This is a genomic window from Niveibacterium sp. COAC-50 (assembly GCF_013184235.1).
Taxonomy (GTDB): Bacteria; Pseudomonadota; Gammaproteobacteria; order Burkholderiales; family Rhodocyclaceae; genus Niveibacterium; species Niveibacterium microcysteis.
The window spans coordinates 90,103-108,044 of record NZ_JABCJM010000005.1 but is presented as its reverse complement, the minus strand read 5'-3'; the positions used below and the strand labels follow the sequence as shown (position 1 = coordinate 108,044).

The following is a 17,942-nucleotide window of genomic DNA, read 5'->3' as shown; positions in this document are numbered from 1 at the left end:
GTGGCGGATTGCAGATTTGCGCGCTAAACCTCAACGTGGGCCCAAGCGGAACACAGCGCCGCTTATCGACCCATAGAGCGATTTTTAGATCCGCGCCCTACGCCTGATGGATGTCAAAAACGCTGAACTCAGCGCAAACGCGAGCAAGTCGGACACATAAAGTGCAAGGAAACTGCTTGCGATGACAACGCACGCGGTGTCATTCCCCTGACGACAAAACCAAGGAATCAAGCGAAATGGAACGTCCGATCGTCGAGAAGTCCGCAGCCAGCGGATTGCGCAAGTTCTCGCTGCTGAAGGAAGACCCGGGCCGCTACCTGATGCGCGCGGTGCTGGCAGGCATGTACCTGTCCATCGTCGTACTGGTGTATTGGTCGCTGCTCAACAACCTGCACGACACGCCGTTCGGCAAGGTGCTGGCGAGCCTCTTCTTCGGCGTCGGCCTGTCGGTGATCGTGTTCACCAACTCCGAGCTGTTCACCAGCAACAACATGTACCTCGCGGTGTCGTCAGCCGAAGGGAAGACGAGCTGGCCGCAGACGGTCGCCCTGTGGGTGGTCTGCTACCTGGGCAACCTGATCGGGGCCGTGGTGCTCACGGCGCTGCTCTATTTCGCAGGCGTGCTCGACTCGCTGCCACCGGAACATGCGCTGAACCAGGGCGCGGTGCACAAGGCCGAGCAGGCTGCGCAAGTGATCTTCTTCAAGGGCATCCTCGCGAACTGGGTGGTCTGCCTCGCGGTGTGGGTCGCACTGCAGTTGAAGGAAGACCTCGCGAAGATCGTGGCGATGATCCTCGTCGTGTTCATCTTCCTCTACCTCGGCTTCGAGCACTCGATCGCCAACATGGGCACTTTCTCGATGGCGCTGCTGAGCCACGGCGGGCTGACCTTCGGGCAAGCGGTGTACAACCTGATCTTCAGCACACTCGGCAACGTGGTGGGTGGCGCGGTGTTCGTCGGCCTGGCCTACCGCTACCTCAGCCCTGAAGCGATGGATCAGGCGGAAGCCGCCGAAGCCGCACGCGAACTGCCCCCGCCGCGCAAGGCCCCGAAGGCCGCCGCACACTGAGGCATCAGGCCTGTGGCGTCGCCAGCCGGCGCCGCAGGAGACGCATCAAAGCGCCCAGCACCGGCAGCTGGGCGTACAACTCCTCAGCCGCATCCCAGTAGTCGCGGTGCATCGTGACCAGCCCCTGCGCATCGAAGCACAGGTGGCTCGCACCGCGAATCACGCGTTCCGCGGACTCGCCGCGGAAGCGCAGGCGGAACTCCCAAGTCAGCATCGCCGCGCCCTCCGCCGCGAATCTTCCCGTCACGATGAACCGCGGCACATCCACCTGCTCGAACATGTGCCGGAACACGCGGGCAATTGCCGCGCGTCCGACCACCTCGTTGAACGGATCCTTGAAGCTCGCATCCGTGGCATAGCGCGCGGCGAGCGCGTCCACGCTATCCAGCGTCAGCCGCTCGTAGGCGTCAACCAGCGCGTCGAGCGCTGACTGGGTGCTCATGCGCCAGTTGCGCGCCGCACCGCACGCAGGTAGAGCCATTCAGGAAGCAAGCGCAGGAACTTGAGCAGCAGGGTGAACCTGCGCGGGAAGTGAATCTCGAAGCGGCCGCGGGCGATGCCGCGAAGGATCGCATCGGCCGCCTCGGCCGCGGTGATCAGTGCCGGCATGCGGAACTTATTCTGCGCGGTGAGCGGTGTTTCGACGAATCCCGGGTTCACCAGAAAGACGCTCACGCCGCGCGGCGCGAGGTCCATGTACAGCGACTCGGCGAAGTTGATCACGCCGGCCTTCGATGCCCCGTAGGCCAGCGCCTTGGGCAAGCCGCGGTAGCCGGCGACACTGCCAACAATGACGATGGCGCCTTCGCCCTGTTGCAGCAGTTGCGGCGCGATGGCCGCAACGCCGTTGATGACGCCCATCAGGTTGATCTCGATCGTCGTGCGTGCGCCTTCGACGGTGAGATCCCACGCATGCATCGGCGTGTAGGTGCCGGCATTGAAGACGACCACGTCGATGCCACCCCACAGGTCGAGCAGTTGCAGCACCGCAGGCAGCAAGGTGGCATGTTCGGCCACATCGAGTGGTATCGCGATGCTGCCAGGAAAGCGTGCGGCGAAGACGCGCAAGCGCTCCGCGCGCCGGGCCGACAGCGCAAGATGAGCGCCCTGCTCCGCAAGCGATTCCGCAAGGGCTGCGCCGATTCCCGTCGAAGCACCGACGATCCACACACGCTTGCCGCGCCAGTCACGAATCGGCTGATTCATCGCCATGGGTACCTGCTAACGCTTGCGAAAGCTCAGCGTCACCTGCCCGAGCTCGACACCGAACTTGGTCATGAAGGACCGGTTCAGCATCGTCTTGTCATCCATCAGGAACATCCAGTCGTCGAAGGCGACGTGATAGACGCTGCCATCCACCGGCAAGGCCATCGTATAGCGCCAGCGAAGGGCGTTGCCCTGCGCCTCACCGATCGCCTCACCCACCACATCGTCAGCACGGCCAGTGTATCGGCCGTCCGCCAGCTTTGTCACGGTCCACACGCGGCGTTGCGTGCTGCCATCCGAGTATTCGAAGTGCTCGTCGAGCGTACCGACGTCGCCGCGCCACTGCGCGGCTATCGTCACCTTAAAGCGCTTCACCACCTTGCCGGAGCGGTCCTGGAACACACCCCACGCGTCGACGGTACCGTCGAAGTAGTGCGCCAGATCGAGCTGCGGTTTCTCGTTGCGGTAGTCCGCGATATCGACGCTGGAACAGCCGCCAAGCACCAGCGCCGTCATGGCCGCGATCAGCCAAGTCTTCATCAGGAAACTCCTTCAGGTTCCACATGCTTTCGAAGCCGCCACAACAGCGCAGCGGCAGCGCATTTCAGCGCGATCGGCAACACGGCATACACCGCGGCCAGCGCGAGCAAGGCACCCGCGTCGCGTGCGCCCGGGCGGTAGCCAAGCCAATCGAGCAAGGGCAGCGCGACGCCCGCGGCGAGCGCGAGATTGAGCTTGGTGACGAGGTTCCACCAGCCGAAGTAGATGCCACCTGCGGCGGCGCGCGCCGGGCGTGCCAGCAGATCAGCCAGCAGCGCGGGCGGAAACGTGATGTCCGCACCCAGCGCGATGCCGGACATCACGCAGATCACGAGGAAGGCGATCACATCGCCCTCACCCAGCGTCACCGCCCAGCCGAACGCCAGTACCGCGAGCAACATTGACGCAAACCAGGCTGGCACCTTGCCGATGCGCGCAGCGAGGCGGACCCAGAACGGCAGGATCAGCGCGCCGCTGACAAAGTAGGTGGCGAGGAACAGCCCCGACAAGCGCTCGCGCGCCAGCACATCCGCCACAAAGAACAGGAACAGCGTTGCCGGAATCGCCGCCGCGATACCGTTGAGGGCGAAGATCGCCATCAGAGCGCGCACCGGTCGGTCCCGCAACGGCGCAATCGCCTGCTCAAAGCGGCCGACCGTGCTGGGCGCATGCAGTTGCGCGCGCGGCAAGGGGGCGAAGCGTGCGCTGAGCAACGCGGCCAGGCCAAGCAGCGGAATGAACACCCACAGCAGCCGCACGAGCCCCTGCGCCTGATCTGGCGCAAGCAGTTCGGGCAGCGCCGACGCGAGCACCACGCCCAGCAGCGCACAGCCTTCGCGCGCAGCAGTCAAGCGCGTGCGCTCGCCGGCATCGCCGCCAGCCTCTGCCCCCCAGGCCGCGTAATTCACGCTGGCCAGTGAGTAGCCGGCATACGCCACCACGAGCATCGCGGCGAGCCAGGTCAGCCCTGCCCCTGAAGGCGGTCGCAGCAAGCCGACCATGCCCAGCGCCAGCACCGGCAGCGCCAGCAAGGTGAGCCTGCGCCGCGCCTGCAGGCGATCACTCCAAAGGCCCAGCAGCGGATCTGCCACCGCATCGCCCAGCCGCGCCGCCAGCAGCACCGCCCCGACCGCACCGAGCGACAGGCCAAGCGTGTCCGCGTAGAGCTTCGGCACATGCACATACATCGGCAATGCCGCGAAGGCGAGTGGCACCGCCAGTGCGCCGTACGCCAACAGACGTGCGAGCGACGCCGGCGCGCCTGCCGCAACGCGCGCGATGCCAAGCGTCATGACGCGCTGCCAAGCAAGCGGGCGCGCAACTCCGGCGCGCGGGTGCGCGGGTCAAGCCAGATGCCGAAGAACGCCCGCGCAAAGGCCGGATCGCGCACCTCGCCGGTGAGCTGGCCGCGGTGGTAGAAGGCCGCGCCGCGATCGGGCCAGTGCACGCCCACGATCACATCGCCCTTGCGCACATCGGGAAACACGCGCGCCAGTTCGGCACGCCAGCGCTCCAACGTCGCTTCGTCACGCATGCCCAGTCGGCGCATTTCTTCCACGCTGGTATCAACCAGGCGTTCGGCCGAGAAGTCGCGCGCGTAGGTCAGCGCCAGCGCGTAAGGCGAGGCGCCTCGGAAGCTGGGCCCCGCAGCCCATAGCTGCGCGTCGTACAGGTGCAGGCCGAACCAGGTCATCTCTCCAGCGCCAAGCGGCCGCCACTCGCTCGTCTGGCTGCGCAGCGCGTCAGGCAAGGCGCGCGCGCCTTCGTTGGCCGCGAGCGGCAAGCACACGGTGACAGCCAGCAGGATCAGGAAGCAGCGGATGGCGCGCATGATCCGCTCAGGCCGGTGCGGCGGCGAAGGTGTAGTGGTGCACATCGGTGGAGCCCGCGCGGAAGCCCGCCTCGCAGTAGGCGAGGTAGAACTGCCACAGGCGCATGAAGCGCTCGTCGAAGCCCTGCGCCGCAACCTGTTCGCGCACCGCGTTGAAACGCTCATGCCAGATTGCCAGCGTGCGCGCGTAGTCAAGCCCGAACGCGAAGTCGTCCACCACCTCGAGCCCCGCCTTGGCCGCCTGCTTGCGGATGCGCTCCGGCGACGCGAGCATTCCGCCCGGGAAGATGTAGCGCTGAATGAAGTCCGGGTTCTTGCGGTAGAAGCCGAACAACGAATCCTCGATCGTGATCGCCTGGATCACGACCCGCCCGCCGGGCGCAACCCGGTCGCGCAGTTGCTGGAAGTAAGACGGCCAGAAGCGCTCACCGACCGCCTCATACATCTCGATCGATACGATATGGTCGTAGTGGCCGCGCACGTCGCGGTAGTCGCACAACTCAAACGCAGCGAGTTCGCCAAAGCCGCCGCGTTCGGCCCGTTCGCGCGCGAACTTGAGCTGGGCCGGTGACAGCGTGAGTCCCAATACCTCGCAGCCATATTCGAGCGTCGCGATCTCGGCAAAGCCACCCCAGCCACAGCCCACTTCGAGGATGCGCTGGCCGGGCTTGGCGCCGAGCTGTTCGAGAATCCGGCGGTACTTGGCGCGCTGAGCTTCGGCCAACGGCTGGTGCGGCTCGGCGAATAGCGCGCTGGAGTAGGTCATCGTTTCGTCCAGCCAGAGCTGGTAGAAATCGTTACCCAGATCGTAGTGCGCCTCGATGTTGCGGCGCGCGCCCTTGCGGGTGTTTGCGCGCAGCGAATGCCAGATCTTGTAGCCGAGCAAACGCAGCGCGTTGCCGTGAATCGCACGGCTCATCGCATCGCGGTTCTGCGCCGAGAGCGTGAGCAGCGCGGCGAGGTTGTCGGTGCGCCAGAGGCCGTTGACGAAGTCTTCCGCAAAGCCGATCGAGCCCTTGCTGATCAGCGTCTCGAACACGCCCCAATCACGAATCTCGAGGCTCGCAACGCGGTGGCCTTCGCCCACGTTCACCCGCTCGGAGTTCGGCAGGGTGATGTCCAGGCTGCCGCCACGCATCGCACCGAGCATCTTCAGCACCGCGTTCGCGGCGCCCGGCAACAGGTCGATGCGGGAAGCGAGCGTATTTTCGATCGCGCTCATGATGTCGTCTCCTTGAGAGGCGGAACGGGTTTGCGGTGAAAGGGCACGCGCTTGAGGAACAGCTTCAGCGCCTGCCAATGGATACGGGCGACCACGCCCAGCGTCATGAACGGAAAACGCAGGGCCACGCGCATCAGCCCCGGCGCCGACAACGCCTCGGCGCGGCCTGACATGCGGGTCGTCAGCTGGTGGCGGCCAGCGTCGAAAAGATCGATCGCCACACTCGCGACGCTACCGCGCTCGGCGAAGCGGAATCGATACTCCCCACGCACCGGGAAGAACGGCGACACATGAAAGACCTTGCTCGAGCGGAAGCTGTCGCCACTCACGATCGGGCGCGCGTCCGGATGCGCGACCAGGTAGTTGTGACGCTCGCCGAAGGTGTTGTTCACCTCGCACAGCACCGCGCGCAACACCCCCGCCCGGTCATGGCAGAACCAGAAGCTGACCGGGTTGAAGACAAAGCCCATCAGGCGCGGAAAGGTCTGCAGCACGACTTCGCCGTTACAGGCCTCGGCCAACCCATGCTGAGCCAGCAGCGCGCGAATCCAGGGCAGCAGCGGGCTGCCGTCGCGCGCACCATGATCACGATTACGGAACGAGAACAGGCGAGCACGCTCGACGCCAAATAGCACATTGCCCGCCTCGTGCAGACGCGAAAGCGGCAGGCGCACCCAGGCCAGCGGATAGGCAAAGCGGTGCATGACCGGCCAATGGCGAGCGTGCATCACGCCCCCCAGGCACAGCCGCGGAGCGATGTCCGCTCTCATGCACGCGCCTCGACGCGCACTGGCTCGGCCTTCCACGGCGCGACCGCACCCAGCACGCTGCACACGTCCACCGCCGACTTCAGGCCGTCCTCATGGAAGCCATAACCGGTCCAGGCACCGCAGAACCACGTGTGATTGCGCCCCTGCAGCATCGGCAGATGCGCTTGCGCAGCAACGGCGGCCGCATCGAACACCGGATGCGCATAGTCGATTTCTGCAATCAGATGCGACGGCGACGGCTCGCGGAAGGGGTTCAGCGACACCACCACCGGCGTCTTCCATGGCAAGGGCTGGAGCTGGTTGATCAGGTAGGACACCGCGACCGAACGGTCGGCGGACGCGCCCGCGCTGGCGGCGTAGTTCCACGCGCTCCAGGTTGAACGCCGGCGCGGCAGCAGCGCCGGGTCGGTGTGCAGCAGGGCGCGATTGGGCTGGTAACGCACCGCCCCGAGCACCGCGCGCTCCAGCGGCGTGGCCGCACTGCCAAGGATGGCCAGGGTCTGATCGGAATGACAGGCAAAGATCACCTGATCGAAGACTTCCGCGCCGCCCGCGGTGAGCAGCTCCACCTTGCCGGCCTCGCGCCGCACACCGCCCACCGGGCAGCCCAGGCGGATCTCCGGCAACTGCGCGGCGATGCGGCGTACGTACTCGCGTGCGCCGCCCTTCACCGTCATCCATTGCGGCCGATCGCTCACCTGCAGCAGCCCGTGGTTGTGGCAGAACTGCAGGAAGGTTGCGACCGGGTATTCAAGCATCGTACGCGGCGGGCAGGACCAGATAGCCGCCGCCATCGGCACCAGATACCAGTCGCGAAACTCGACGCCATAGCCGTTGCGATCGAGGTAGTCGCCCAGCGATATCGGCGGCAGTGCGTGCTCGCGCGCCTCGCGGGTCGTTTCGCGATTGAAGCGCACGATGTCCTGCAACATGCGCCAGAAGGCCGGCCGGGCGAGGTTGCGCTTCTGCGCGAAAACCGTGGCGAGGCTGCTGCCCGCCCACTCGATATCGGGCTCGGCAACGCTCACGGCGAAGCTCATGTCGCTGTTGACCACCGGTACATCAAGCGCCGCGAACAGCGCGCAGAGGTTCGGGTAGGTGCGGCGGTTGAATACCAGGAAGCCGGTATCCACCCCATGCGTAACACCCTCCAGCGTGACATCCACCGTGTTGGTGTGCCCGCCCAGCCGCTGGGCCGCCTCAAACACCACCACATCGTGCTGCTCGCGCAGCAGCCACGCCGCACCCAAGCCAGCGATCCCCGAGCCGACAACGGCAATGCGCTGCCGCGGCCCTTGCGCCAATGAGCGCGCGTTGAATTCATGCATGTGCATCGCGAGTCCCTCTCGTCTCAAATGTCGCGCCCACTCAGGGCGCAGCGAGCAGCGATTCGATCTTCGCCACGATCGCCGGGCTTTCCGGCTGCATGCCGCTGTCAAAACTCACAACGCGATTGCCGCTGCGATCAATCAGGTACTTGTGAAAGTTCCAAGAGGGCGCTGCGCCCGTCGACTTGGCGAGCTGGCGGTAAAACGGATGCGCCGCGGCACCGACCACTGAGGTCTTCGCCGCCATCGGGAACTTCACACCGTAGGTCATCTTGCAAAACTCGGCGATCTCCTTCTCGCTGCCCGGCTCCTGCTGGCCGAAGTCGTTCGACGGGAAGCCGACTACGACCAACCCGCGGCCGGAGTACTTCTGGTAGAGCCGCTCGAGGCCTTCGTACTGCGGCGTGTTGCCGCAGAAGCTGGCGGTGTTCACCACCAACACCACTTTGCCAGCGTAGTCGCACATCGAAAACGTCTCGCTACCGGACAAGCGCTTGAAGCGGTGATCGAGCAGCGCGGAACACGTCGCTGCCGCACTCGCGATGCCCGGCAACATCAACAGCAGCGCAAGCACTTGGAAGCGAAAGCGATTCATCAGCAGCCCCATCGCTCAGCGCGCCCCGTCAATCGCCGGCAGACGCGGAACCGCCAGCTCAGCACCATTGTTGTGTAGGACAATAAGCAAGCGGTCATGCTCAATCTCGGCCGCAACCGGACATGCCTCGTCGGCGGCGTGGGCCATTGTCCACCCCAAAGCGCCGAGCAACACCAAGGCCGATGCCATGAACAGCAAGACTTTGCGGTTTGTTGAAGCAATCGCTGCGGGTTTCATGGTGAGCTCCTTTTGTCCTGGACAAATCAGGTTTGTGTTCGTACGATAGACACATGCATTCTCGCAGTCAAGCTTTTGTCCAGGACAAAACACCAATGTCGAAGGACCCAACCAAACTTGCGATCGCCGCCGTCGAGCGCGAAACCGGGCTACCGAAAGACACGCTCCGCATGTGGGAGCGGCGTTACGGCTTTCCGCAGCCCGAGCGCGACGAGCACGACGAGCGTCTGTACCCGGCCGAGCAGGTAGAGAAACTCCGGCTGCTCAAACGTCTGGTGGACCAAGGCATGCGGCCGGGCAAACTGATCGAGGCTTCGATCGAAACCCTCGGCGAGATGCTGCAAGCCAGGCAAGCGCAGACGATTGACTGCCCCAATGCAGCGAGCCGCTGCAACAGCATCGTCGAGTTGCTGCGCCTGCATCGCAGTGAGGAGCTGCGGCGCACCCTGCAGCAGACCCTGCTCAAGCAGGGCTTGCAGGCCTTTGTGGTGGAAACCGTCGCACCGCTCAACACGCTGATCGGCAATGCCTGGCTACGCGGCGAGATCCAGGTGCCGGAGGAGCACCTGTACACCGAGCAGGTGCAGAACCTGCTACGCAGCGCAATCAATGCTCAAGGCGGCGGCCAGCGCCCACGTGTGTTGCTGACCACCTTCCCGGACGAACTCCATGTGCTGGGCCTGCTGATGGCCGAGGCCCTGCTCGTCAGCGAAGGCGCGAGTTGCGTATCGCTCGGGACACAGATGCCGATCGCGAACATCGACAGCGCCGCCCGCGCCGGCGACTTCGACATTGTGGCCTTGTCGTTCTCCGCAGCCTTTCCGGGACGTCAGGCGGTGGAGGGATTGACGCAGCTGCGCGCGGCGCTGCCCGACGGCGTCGCGCTATGGGCCGGCGGCAGGGCGATCGCCGGACGCCGCGACGCAATTCCCGGCGTCAGCATCATCACGGACATTCGCGAAACCCTCAGCGCGCTCGAAGCGTGGCGTACCGCCAACGCTGCGTAGGCACCCGAAACCGGCAAGTCACGAACACGATCTAGAATGAAACCCGCAGATTGACGTTGCGGGAGGTATCCGATGCTCTACCCCGACCTCTACCAGTCGCTTGAAGCGGCCCGCTGGAACATGGCGAAAGACGTGCCGTGGGAGCGCTTCGACAGCAGCCTACTCTCGGACGAACAAGCGCTCACGGTGAAGATGAATGCGATCACCGAATGGTCCGCGCTGCCCGCCACCGAAATGTTCCTGCGTGACAACCGCGACGATTCCGACTTCTCGGCCTTCATGTCGATCTGGTTCTACGAGGAACAGAAGCACGCGCTGGTCTTGATGGAATACCTGCGACGCTTTCGCCCTGAGCTTGCCCCCAGCGAGCCGGAACTGCACGCGGTGCGCTTCGAGTTCGACCCCGCTCCGCCGCTGGAGACGCTGATGCTGCATTTCTGCGGTGAGCTGCGCCTGACGCAGTGGTATCGCCGCGCATCGGAATGGCACACCGAGCCGGTGATCAAGAAGATCTACGACCTGCTCTCGCGCGATGAGGCGCGGCACGGTGGCGCCTACCTGAAGTACATGAAGCAGGCGATCGATCGCGTTGGCGACAGCGCTCGCGCCGCCTTTGCGAAGATCGGCGTGCTGATGGCCAGTTCTGCGCGCAGCGGCAAACCGCTGCATCCGACCAATCTGCATGTGAACGAAGCGCTCTTCCCGCGCGACACGATCCAGTCCCGACTACCGGATCCGGACTGGCTCGAACACTGGCTGTCCGAACAGATCCGCTTCGATAAGGACTGCGAGCAACGCGTCATCGGCGGCATCCTGCGCAACCTCTCGAGCCTGTTTGGCCAGGCCTTCGAGACCGCGCAGGACCTCAACCGCTTCCGCAAGTCACTCAGCCCGGCGCCAGGCTGAGCCAAGGGCGCGATATGCCTTCAGAATCCCGCGGCCGCATCCGATAAAGCAGGATGAAGGGCGCTTTCGGGCGCCTGCGGGAGGGTCTCAATGCGGCGCGCCCTGCTTCGCATCGGATTACTGCTCTGCTGCCTGCAACTGCTCGCGCCCGGGCCATGTCTGGCGGCGCAGGACCTCCACGGGCGCCGGGTTCTGCTGCTCTACTCGTATCACCCAGGCTTCCCCACCACCAGCAAGATCCACGACGGCGTGTTCGCGGTGCTGGCGCCGCAAGGCATCCAGATCGACGAAGAGTTCATGGATGCGCGCCACCTCACCGACGCCGAAAGCGCCGTGCGCTATCGCGAGTGGCTCGCCTACCGCCTTGCCCGCAAACCGCGCTACGACCTGGTCATCGCCGCGGACGACGCCGCCTTCAACCTCGCAACGGATTACGGCGCCGGCCTGTTCGGCAATGCTCCGGTGGTCTTTCTCGGCGTTAACAATGTCGAACGCGCCATCGCGCAGCGTGGTTCGCCGCGGGAAACGGGTGTTGTGGAGCATGTCTCGATCCCGGAGACGTTCGCGCTCGCCCGCCGACTGATGCCCGGATTGCAGCGGGTTGTCGTGATTGCAGACGACAGCCCAGGCGGCCGCGCCGACCTGCAAACCCTGCGCGCCAAACAGAAGTTCGGCTTCCCGGACATCGCGATCGAGGTCGCAGATCTCACGCAGATCAGCTGGGATCAGCTCGCCAGCCGCCTCGAGCGCCTCAACCCGGACGAGGCCGCCCTGCTTCTGGCGGCCTATCACGACGCCAGCGGCCAACCGCGCAGCTTTGAAGACGGGGTCGATTGGATCGTCAAGCATGCGAGCGGGCCAGTGCTCCACCTCTGGGAGCACGGCGTCGGTCGTGGCCTGCTTGGCGGCTACGTCATGAGCCACCGCGAGCATGGCCTGGTGGCGGCTGACATGGCCTTGCGCATCCTGCGCGGCGCTGCACCGAACACCATCCCGATCCGCGAGACCAGCCCGAACCGCCCGATCTTCGACCACCGCGCACTCGTCCGCTGGCGGCTCCCGGAAGACCAGTTGCCGCCTGACACGCTGATCCTCAACCAGCCAGTGCCGGTCTGGCGCGCGCACCCCGCGGCCAGCGCCGCCGCCGCCACGCTGGTGGCTGGCCTCACCCTGCTCGCGGCAGCCCTCGCGCTACGTACTGCGCAGCGCCGCCGCGTGCTCGACCGGACGCTGCGCGAACGGGCACTGCTGCGCACCCTGCTCGACTCGATCGCCGACCCGGTTTTCGCGAAGGACCAGGACGGCCGCTTCATCGCCTGCAACCCCGCCTTCGAGCGGCTTAGCGGCAACGCCGAGGCGCAACTGATCGGCCGCTGCGATCACGACTTCTGGGAGCGCGGCCTGGCAGACTTCTACCGCGCCCACGACCGCGCCGTCATGGCAACCGGCGAGGCCCGACGCAACGAGGAATGGGTCGTTTACCCGGACGGCCACCGTGTCAGGGTCGATACCTTGAAGAGCCCGATCATTGGCAGCGACGGGCAAGCGATCGGAATCGTCGGCATCTGCCACGACATCTCGGCGGCATACGAGGCAGCGCTACGCCTCAGGCAAGCCGACGCGGTATTCCGCAACACGGCCGAGGGGATTCTCGTCACCGACGCCAACCATAAGATCCGTGCGGTGAACCCGGCACTGAGCGAGATCAGCGGCTATCCAGAAGACGAGTTGCTCGGCCAGCACCCGCGCATTCTCGACGCCGAACGTCCCGCAAGTGAAGCACGTCAGGCGATGAGCGAAGTCTTGCAGCGCGATCACCGCTGGATCGGGGAGTTGTGGCTGCGCCGCAAGAGCGGCGAGCCGATTCCGGTCTGGGCGACCGTCATTGCAGTGCAAACCGAGGATAACCAGATCGCTGAATACATCGCCGTGCTGGCGGACATCACGCCCTTGAAGAACCGCCAGCAACAACTGGAACTACTGGCCCACCACGATCCGCTGACGGGCCTGCCGAACCGGGTACTGCTGCAAGACCGCCTTCAGGGCGCGCTGAACCGCGCACGGCGCGACCGGCGGGAATTCGCGCTGCTCTTCATTGACCTCGACCGGTTCAAGGAAATCAACGACCAGTTCGGCCACGCCACGGGGGATGACGTGCTGTGCGAGGCGGCGCGTCGGATCGCCGGCAGCCTGCGCCTCGGCGACACGGTTGCACGGCTCGGCGGCGATGAATTCGTCGTGATCCTCGACGGGCTTGAGCACGAGAACACCATTGAACAGGCAATCGACCGGATCCAGACCGCGCTTCGCGAGCCCCTTCCGGCCATGGGGCGCAGGAGCTTCAACCTGCGCGCCAGCATCGGCGTCGCGCGCTATCCCGACGATGGCGAAGACGCCGACGCCCTGCTCAGCCACGCCGACGCCGCGATGTATCAGATCAAGAGCGCCCACCGCCGCTGAGCAGCGCGCGTGAGCGGCTGCGCCCAGCTAGGCTAGACTCTCGGCTTGTCATCAAATCCGACCACCATGAGCAATCGCTATCCCCGCCCGCGCTTCGAACAGCGCATCTGCCCGCCAGAGCAACTGGCCGCCCGCATCGCGACGCTGCCGCGGCCACTGGTGTTCACGAACGGCTGCTTCGACATCCTGCACCGCGGACACGTTACCTACCTGGCCCAAGCCCGCGAGCTCGGCGCGGCGATGGTGGTCGCGCTGAATACCGATGCGTCGGTCAAGCGCCAAGGCAAAGGCGACGACCGACCGATCAACTGCCTTGAAGACCGGCTCGCCGTGATGGCCGCGCTGGACAGCGTCGACCTGGTGACCTGGTTCGACGAAGACACCCCGATTGCCCGAATTCTGGATTGCCGCCCCGGCATCCTGGTCAAGGGAGGCGACTGGGCGCCGGACCGCATCGTTGGCGCGCCCGAAGTGATCGGCTGGGGCGGCACGGTGCACTCGATCCCGTTTGAGCACGAACGCTCGACCACAGCCCTGCTCGGGCGGATTCGCGGCGCGAGCTGACATGAAAAAGGCCCGCGACAGCGGGCCTTTCTTTCAAACGGCGCCGGCTCAGCTGGCCGCGCGCCCACGCCGCTGGAACTGAGCCAGCCGCGCCTGGATGTAACCCTTGAGCTCTTTGAACGGCACCGGCTTGCCATAGATCGTCACGTCGTCCGGCAATCCGCCACGCTCGGCGATATCCTCCTGCGACAGGCCGGTCACTACGATGATGTCCATGTCTTCAAGCTTGGGGTCCGAGCGCAGCTTGGAAATCATCGCGAACCCGTCGAGGCCAGGCATCACAAGGTCGGAAATCAGCAAGTCGGGCTGCTGACGACCGATTTCCAAGAGACCATCGAAGCCAGACTCGACGAGGCGTACCTCGATCGGCAGGTTCCTGGTCTCAAAGGTGTGGGCATACAAGCGCTGGAGGATACGATCATCCTCCGCCACGAGAATGCGCAACACGCCCACCGGATGGGGTGCCGCGACGCCTGAAGATCGACGCCGCAGATAGTCTTCAACCGAACCGATGCGGATGCGACGGTGACCGCCCGCCGTCTTCCATGCCTCCAGCAGGCCGTTTTCGACCATTTGCTGAACGGTACCCAAGGAGACGCCGAGCATCTGTGCAGCTTCGCTTGTGCTGCAATACTCGCGCTCCGGCTTCGAAGGAAGTGCGTGAAGGTCGCTCATGACCACGGGATGATACCGAAATCATCCCGGCGGCGCAGCGTCGAGCCGCACTGGGCGTGACCGGTGTCGCGTTTCAGAGACTGTTGCGCCCCGAAGCCTGTTGCGTCCAGACCAGTCCGCCCAGAATCGCCGCCAGCCCGACGTAGTGGTAGAGCGCCAGCGCTTCACCAAGAAATGCCGCCGCCATCAAGGTGCCGAACGCGGGAATCAAGTGAAGGAAAGCCGCCGCACGCGAAGCGCCAATCTCGGCCACTGCGCGCATGTACGCAAACAGCGCAAGGACCGACGGGAACACCCCCAGGTAGAGAATGCCGGCAAAGGCCCGCCCGCTCGGGTGCGGCAAGCCCTGCAACCAGAGCTCTCCGGCCCAGGCCGGCAGGAGCATCAGTAGTCCGAGCACCACAGACACCCAGAGCAGGACCAGTTTGTCGATCTGCGGCGCCACGTTACGCAACAGCAGCGTGTAGCCGGCCCAGCAGGCCATCCCCGCGACCACCCACAGATCGCCGGCGCCGGAATCCATCGAGAACACCTGAGTCGGCTGGCCTCGCGTGACAATGAACAACACACCGATCACCGACACGCCCATGCCGAGCCAGGCGCCGGGCTGCAAAGGCTTGCGCCAAACGGCTGCCGCGAGCAGAGCCACCATGATCGGCATCAGCGCGTTGAGCAACACGCCATGTGTTGCCGGTGTAGTTTGTAGCCCAACATAGACGAGCGTGTTCGAACAGGCGATGCCGAGAAAGGCCAAACCGAGCAGGCGCCCACGCATCCTCAACAAAGGCGCGAGTCCGGCTTGCAAGCGAGGCAGGGCCAAAGGTGCGAGCAAGACGGCGGCAACGAACCAGCGGCCCATCGCGAGTGAGATCGGCGGCACTTGTGCGCTGACACCGCGGGCAAGCACGAAGTTACCGGCCCAGCAAAGCGCGGCAAAGATCAGCAAAAGCTGGGGGCGAAGTGGCGCGAGAACACGCGCCGACGCAGCAACAGGGGTGGCGAACATCCGTAAAACCTCGGGTAGAGGTGACCAAACGCCTGGCAGGGGTGGCGCCAGACAACTCGATCGAACGGATTGATTGCCCGCCGACCGCAACTAAGGCTGAAATTCTAGTTGCGATCGAAATTGCAGCAGGAGATTGTTGCCGTACCAGCCAAAAATTCGCAACAAACCAAAAACCGATCCTAATTAAGAAACTGTGTATTGCCGAAAAAACCTGGCCCACACACCAATCATTGCTGCACCACAGCAATGCATTGCTGTCCAAGCAGGTGCATGACGCTATGCCGACTCTGCATGCCGCGTCAGATCCAGCAGAGAAACAACACGAAGCACGGATTCGTGGGTTGCCTCGAGCACGACCGGCGGCGCGACGCCCGCATCCAGCGCCTCCTTCCACCGCAACGCGCAAAGGCACCACCGATCACCCGGTTTGAGCCCCCGAAAGCGCAGCTCGGGGCGTGGCTGCGAAAGGTTATTGCCGCGCTCGGCCGAAAACGCCAGGAATTCAGCGGTGACGCGTGCGCACACCACATGGCGCCCGAGATCGTCGGGCCCGGTTTCACAGCATCCAGTGCGGAAAAATCCGGTCAACGGGTCGTAGCTGCATGCTTGCAGTGGCCCACCCAGCACGTTGCGCTCTATCGTCACGACTCCCCCTGTCCTTCCAGATCGCCGCGCCCCCGCGCGGCGCCCGGCTCAAACCGCAAACACGTGTTTGACTCGCAGCGCTGCAAGCTTCCCTTCGGCGATCGAGATCAGCCGATCGATATTCGGATGCTTGCCCGGATTCGCGCGCGCATCTTCCGTATGTTCAGCGTAGAGCTCGACGCCCTTCTTCGCTGCTTCGATGTTGATCGAGCCGTGCAATTGCGCAAGGTGGTTGTACACCGCCAACGAACCGGCCTGGCCCGGCTTGTTTTCGATCGTCGCAACGACGGCGCCTTCCGCGTCGATCAGCTGAATGGCTTCGAGGTGGGAAACCTTGGGAAGTTGCTTGAGGGTGTCGGCAAAACTCATATCGAAATCCTGGTGCGGAAATGAAAAACCACGCCGCAGCGCGCGGCGCCGGGGCGTGGTCAGAATCAAAGAAACCTCAGATCTTCTTGGCCAGCGCAGCCGCTTCACCGATGTAGCTGCCCGGCGTCATGTCGAGCAGGCGCTGCTTGTCGGCCTCGGGAATCGCCAGCGTCTTGACGAAATCCTGCAGCGCGGCCTTGGTGATGCCGGTGCCACGCGTGAGCGCCTTGAGCTGCTCGTACGGATTCGGCACGGCGTAGCGGCGCATCACGGTCTGGATCGGCTCGGCCAGCACTTCCCAAGCGGCGTCCAGATCGGCGGCGAGCTTGGCCGGGTCGGCTTCGAGCTTGTTCAGCCCGCGCAGGCAGGATTCCAGGCCCAGCACGGTGTGGCCGATGCCGATGCCCATGTTGCGCAGCACGGTCGAGTCGGTGAGGTCGCGCTGCATGCGCGAGATCGGCAGCTTTTCGCTGAAGTGGCGTAGCACCGCGTTGGCGACGCCGAAGTTGCCTTCGGCGTTCTCGAAGTCGATCGGGTTGACCTTGTGCGGCATGGTCGAGCTGCCCACTTCGCCGGCCTTGAGCTTCTGCTTGAAGTAGCCGAGCGAGATGTACATCCAGATGTCGCGGCAGGCGTCGATCAGCATGGTGTTGCCGCGGCCGATGGCGTCGAAGAGCTCGGCCATCGAGTCATGCGGCTCGATCTGGATAGTGTAGGGGTTGAACACCAGGCCCAGCGACTCGATGAAGCGCTGGTTGAAGGCGGCCCAGTCGAAGTCCGGGTAGGCGGAGAGGTGGGCGTTGTAGTTGCCGACCGCGCCGTTGAACTTGGCGGTCATCTCCACCGCCGCGAAGGCCTTGCGCGCGCGACGCAGGCGGTAGGCGATGTTGGCCATCTCCTTGCCCAGCGTGGTCGGGCTGGCGGTCTGGCCGTGCGTGCGCGAGAGCATCGGCAGCTCGGCGTGCTGGTGCGCCAGCGCGACGAAGCGATCCACGACCTTGTCGAAGGCCGGCAACAGCACCGCTTCGCGGGCCTCAGCCAGCATCAGCGCGTGCGAGACGTTGTTGATGTCTTCCGAGGTGCAGCCGAAGTGGATGAACTCGGTGACCTTCATGACTTCCGCGTTGGCGGCGAAGCGCTTCTTCAGCCAGTACTCCATCGCCTTGACGTCGTGGTTCGTCGTCGCCTCGATCTCCTTCACGGCTTCGGCATCTGCGACCGAGAAGTTGGCGATCACTGCGTCGAGCTCGGCGATGGTAGCCGGCGAGAAGGCGGCGGCTTCAGCGATGTGCGGCTCGGCGGCCAGCGCCTTGAGCCACTCGATCTCCACCCGCACGCGGTTACGGATCAGCCCGAATTCGGAGAAGTGCGGGCGCAGCCCGTCGACTTTGGCGGCATAGCGGCCGTCGAGCGGCGAAAGCGCGGTAAGCGGCGTGGTGGTCATGATCGATCAGCCAGAAGTGAGCAAAGCCTTGAATTATAACGAATCGCTTGCCATTCCCGAAGCTGAT

20 protein-coding genes are annotated in these 17,942 nt (G+C 64.7%); 5 read left to right on the top strand and 15 right to left on the bottom strand.

What is annotated here, in order from left to right:
• The first annotated feature begins 236 nt into the window (after positions 1 to 236).
• Complete coding sequence (locus tag HH302_RS17705) at positions 237 to 1,070, top strand: formate/nitrite transporter family protein (RefSeq protein WP_172203589.1); 834 nt, start codon at positions 237 to 239, stop codon at positions 1,068 to 1,070.
• Positions 1,071 to 1,074: 4 nt separating this feature from the next.
• Here HH302_RS17705 and HH302_RS17700 read toward each other — a convergent pair whose 3' ends face one another.
• From HH302_RS17700 to HH302_RS17655, 10 genes are read right to left on the bottom strand one after another with little or no spacing between them, the layout of a single operon-like run.
• Complete coding sequence (locus tag HH302_RS17700; protein WP_172203588.1) at positions 1,075 to 1,512, bottom strand: nuclear transport factor 2 family protein; 438 nt, start codon at positions 1,510 to 1,512, stop codon at positions 1,075 to 1,077.
• Positions 1,509 to 2,282 carry an SDR family NAD(P)-dependent oxidoreductase gene (locus HH302_RS17695; RefSeq protein ID WP_246479791.1) on the bottom strand — a complete coding sequence of 258 codons (774 nt, stop codon included), beginning with the start codon at positions 2,280 to 2,282 and terminating at the stop codon, positions 1,509 to 1,511. Before HH302_RS17695 ends, HH302_RS17700 begins: the two co-directional genes overlap by 4 nt.
• Before the next feature lie 9 nt (positions 2,283 to 2,291).
• Positions 2,292 to 2,816 (bottom strand): DUF3833 domain-containing protein, encoded by a 525-nt coding sequence (locus tag HH302_RS17690; protein ID WP_172203587.1) that lies wholly within the window; start codon positions 2,814 to 2,816, stop codon positions 2,292 to 2,294.
• Positions 2,816 to 4,108, bottom strand: a complete 1,293-nt coding sequence (locus HH302_RS17685; protein ID WP_172203586.1) for an MFS transporter — start codon at positions 4,106 to 4,108, stop codon at positions 2,816 to 2,818. Before HH302_RS17685 ends, HH302_RS17690 begins: the two co-directional genes overlap by 1 nt.
• On the bottom strand, positions 4,105 to 4,647 hold the full coding sequence (locus HH302_RS17680) for a chalcone isomerase family protein (protein WP_172203585.1): 543 nt from the start codon (positions 4,645 to 4,647) through the stop codon (positions 4,105 to 4,107). The genes HH302_RS17685 and HH302_RS17680 overlap by 4 nt, the downstream gene beginning before the upstream one ends.
• Before the next feature lie 7 nt (positions 4,648 to 4,654).
• Complete coding sequence (locus tag HH302_RS17675; protein ID WP_172203584.1) at positions 4,655 to 5,869, bottom strand: cyclopropane-fatty-acyl-phospholipid synthase family protein; 1,215 nt, start codon at positions 5,867 to 5,869, stop codon at positions 4,655 to 4,657.
• Positions 5,866 to 6,639: a DUF1365 domain-containing protein gene (locus HH302_RS17670; RefSeq protein WP_172203583.1), complete on the bottom strand. Its 774-nt coding sequence runs from the start codon at positions 6,637 to 6,639 to the stop codon at positions 5,866 to 5,868. The genes HH302_RS17675 and HH302_RS17670 overlap by 4 nt, the downstream gene beginning before the upstream one ends.
• Positions 6,636 to 7,967 (bottom strand): NAD(P)/FAD-dependent oxidoreductase, encoded by a 1,332-nt coding sequence (locus HH302_RS17665; protein WP_172203582.1) that lies wholly within the window; start codon positions 7,965 to 7,967, stop codon positions 6,636 to 6,638. Before HH302_RS17665 ends, HH302_RS17670 begins: the two co-directional genes overlap by 4 nt.
• A gap of 40 nt (positions 7,968 to 8,007) precedes the next feature.
• Positions 8,008 to 8,562 (bottom strand): glutathione peroxidase, encoded by a 555-nt coding sequence (locus HH302_RS17660; protein ID WP_216661966.1) that lies wholly within the window; start codon positions 8,560 to 8,562, stop codon positions 8,008 to 8,010.
• A gap of 15 nt (positions 8,563 to 8,577) precedes the next feature.
• Positions 8,578 to 8,799, bottom strand: coding sequence for a hypothetical protein (locus HH302_RS17655; protein WP_172203581.1), 222 nt, complete (start codon positions 8,797 to 8,799; stop codon positions 8,578 to 8,580).
• A 95-nt stretch (positions 8,800 to 8,894) separates the two neighbouring features.
• Here HH302_RS17655 and HH302_RS17650 point away from each other — a divergent pair, with 95 nt between their 5' ends.
• The 4 genes from HH302_RS17650 to HH302_RS17635 all read left to right on the top strand — a co-directional run bounded on the left by HH302_RS17650 (position 8,895) and on the right by HH302_RS17635 (position 13,736).
• Positions 8,895 to 9,806, top strand: a complete 912-nt coding sequence (locus tag HH302_RS17650; protein WP_172203580.1) for a MerR family transcriptional regulator — start codon at positions 8,895 to 8,897, stop codon at positions 9,804 to 9,806.
• A 72-nt stretch (positions 9,807 to 9,878) separates the two neighbouring features.
• The gene (locus tag HH302_RS17645; protein ID WP_172203579.1) at positions 9,879 to 10,712 is read left to right on the top strand and encodes a ferritin-like domain-containing protein; all 834 of its coding nucleotides are present in this window, start codon (positions 9,879 to 9,881) and stop codon (positions 10,710 to 10,712) included.
• A gap of 90 nt (positions 10,713 to 10,802) precedes the next feature.
• Positions 10,803 to 13,172, top strand: a complete 2,370-nt coding sequence (locus HH302_RS17640; RefSeq protein WP_172203578.1) for a diguanylate cyclase domain-containing protein — start codon at positions 10,803 to 10,805, stop codon at positions 13,170 to 13,172.
• Positions 13,173 to 13,238: 66 nt separating this feature from the next.
• Positions 13,239 to 13,736 carry an adenylyltransferase/cytidyltransferase family protein gene (locus HH302_RS17635; RefSeq protein WP_172203577.1) on the top strand — a complete coding sequence of 166 codons (498 nt, stop codon included), beginning with the start codon at positions 13,239 to 13,241 and terminating at the stop codon, positions 13,734 to 13,736.
• Positions 13,737 to 13,784: 48 nt separating this feature from the next.
• Here the strand turns inward: HH302_RS17635 and HH302_RS17630 are convergent, their stop codons facing one another.
• The 5 genes from HH302_RS17630 to purB form a co-directional block, all read right to left on the bottom strand.
• The gene (locus HH302_RS17630; RefSeq protein ID WP_172203576.1) at positions 13,785 to 14,411 is read right to left on the bottom strand and encodes a response regulator; all 627 of its coding nucleotides are present in this window, start codon (positions 14,409 to 14,411) and stop codon (positions 13,785 to 13,787) included.
• 73 nt (positions 14,412 to 14,484) lie between these two features.
• Complete coding sequence (locus HH302_RS17625) at positions 14,485 to 15,417, bottom strand: DMT family transporter (RefSeq protein WP_172203575.1); 933 nt, start codon at positions 15,415 to 15,417, stop codon at positions 14,485 to 14,487.
• Between the two features lie 276 nt (positions 15,418 to 15,693).
• Positions 15,694 to 16,062: a DUF2237 family protein gene (locus HH302_RS17620; RefSeq protein WP_172203574.1), complete on the bottom strand. Its 369-nt coding sequence runs from the start codon at positions 16,060 to 16,062 to the stop codon at positions 15,694 to 15,696.
• A gap of 48 nt (positions 16,063 to 16,110) precedes the next feature.
• Positions 16,111 to 16,431 carry a DUF2322 family protein gene (locus tag HH302_RS17615; RefSeq protein WP_172203758.1) on the bottom strand — a complete coding sequence of 107 codons (321 nt, stop codon included), beginning with the start codon at positions 16,429 to 16,431 and terminating at the stop codon, positions 16,111 to 16,113.
• Between the two features lie 76 nt (positions 16,432 to 16,507).
• Complete coding sequence (purB, locus tag HH302_RS17610; protein ID WP_172203573.1) at positions 16,508 to 17,875, bottom strand: adenylosuccinate lyase; 1,368 nt, start codon at positions 17,873 to 17,875, stop codon at positions 16,508 to 16,510.
• Positions 17,876 to 17,942 lie beyond the last annotated feature (67 nt).

Excerpts from the sequence above, each read along its gene's own strand:
- HH302_RS17705 (WP_172203589.1), top strand. The coding sequence starts at position 237 with ATGGAACGTCCGATCGTCGAGAAGTCCGCAGCCAGCGGATTGCGCAAG.
- HH302_RS17700 (WP_172203588.1), bottom strand. The coding sequence starts at position 1,512 with ATGAGCACCCAGTCAGCGCTCGACGCGCTGGTTGACGCCTACGAGCGG.
- HH302_RS17695 (WP_246479791.1), bottom strand. The coding sequence starts at position 2,282 with ATGGCGATGAATCAGCCGATTCGTGACTGGCGCGGCAAGCGTGTGTGG.
- HH302_RS17690 (WP_172203587.1), bottom strand. The coding sequence starts at position 2,816 with ATGAAGACTTGGCTGATCGCGGCCATGACGGCGCTGGTGCTTGGCGGC.
- HH302_RS17685 (WP_172203586.1), bottom strand. The coding sequence starts at position 4,108 with ATGACGCTTGGCATCGCGCGCGTTGCGGCAGGCGCGCCGGCGTCGCTC.
- HH302_RS17680 (WP_172203585.1), bottom strand. The coding sequence starts at position 4,647 with ATGCGCGCCATCCGCTGCTTCCTGATCCTGCTGGCTGTCACCGTGTGC.
- HH302_RS17675 (WP_172203584.1), bottom strand. The coding sequence starts at position 5,869 with ATGAGCGCGATCGAAAATACGCTCGCTTCCCGCATCGACCTGTTGCCG.
- HH302_RS17670 (WP_172203583.1), bottom strand. The coding sequence starts at position 6,639 with ATGAGAGCGGACATCGCTCCGCGGCTGTGCCTGGGGGGCGTGATGCAC.
- HH302_RS17665 (WP_172203582.1), bottom strand. The coding sequence starts at position 7,967 with ATGCATGAATTCAACGCGCGCTCATTGGCGCAAGGGCCGCGGCAGCGC.
- HH302_RS17660 (WP_216661966.1), bottom strand. The coding sequence starts at position 8,562 with ATGAATCGCTTTCGCTTCCAAGTGCTTGCGCTGCTGTTGATGTTGCCG.
- HH302_RS17655 (WP_172203581.1), bottom strand. The coding sequence starts at position 8,799 with ATGAAACCCGCAGCGATTGCTTCAACAAACCGCAAAGTCTTGCTGTTC.
- HH302_RS17650 (WP_172203580.1), top strand. The coding sequence starts at position 8,895 with ATGTCGAAGGACCCAACCAAACTTGCGATCGCCGCCGTCGAGCGCGAA.
- HH302_RS17645 (WP_172203579.1), top strand. The coding sequence starts at position 9,879 with ATGCTCTACCCCGACCTCTACCAGTCGCTTGAAGCGGCCCGCTGGAAC.
- HH302_RS17640 (WP_172203578.1), top strand. The coding sequence starts at position 10,803 with ATGCGGCGCGCCCTGCTTCGCATCGGATTACTGCTCTGCTGCCTGCAA.
- HH302_RS17635 (WP_172203577.1), top strand. The coding sequence starts at position 13,239 with ATGAGCAATCGCTATCCCCGCCCGCGCTTCGAACAGCGCATCTGCCCG.
- HH302_RS17630 (WP_172203576.1), bottom strand. The coding sequence starts at position 14,411 with ATGAGCGACCTTCACGCACTTCCTTCGAAGCCGGAGCGCGAGTATTGC.
- HH302_RS17625 (WP_172203575.1), bottom strand. The coding sequence starts at position 15,417 with ATGTTCGCCACCCCTGTTGCTGCGTCGGCGCGTGTTCTCGCGCCACTT.
- HH302_RS17615 (WP_172203758.1), bottom strand. The coding sequence starts at position 16,431 with ATGAGTTTTGCCGACACCCTCAAGCAACTTCCCAAGGTTTCCCACCTC.
- purB (WP_172203573.1), bottom strand. The coding sequence starts at position 17,875 with ATGACCACCACGCCGCTTACCGCGCTTTCGCCGCTCGACGGCCGCTAT.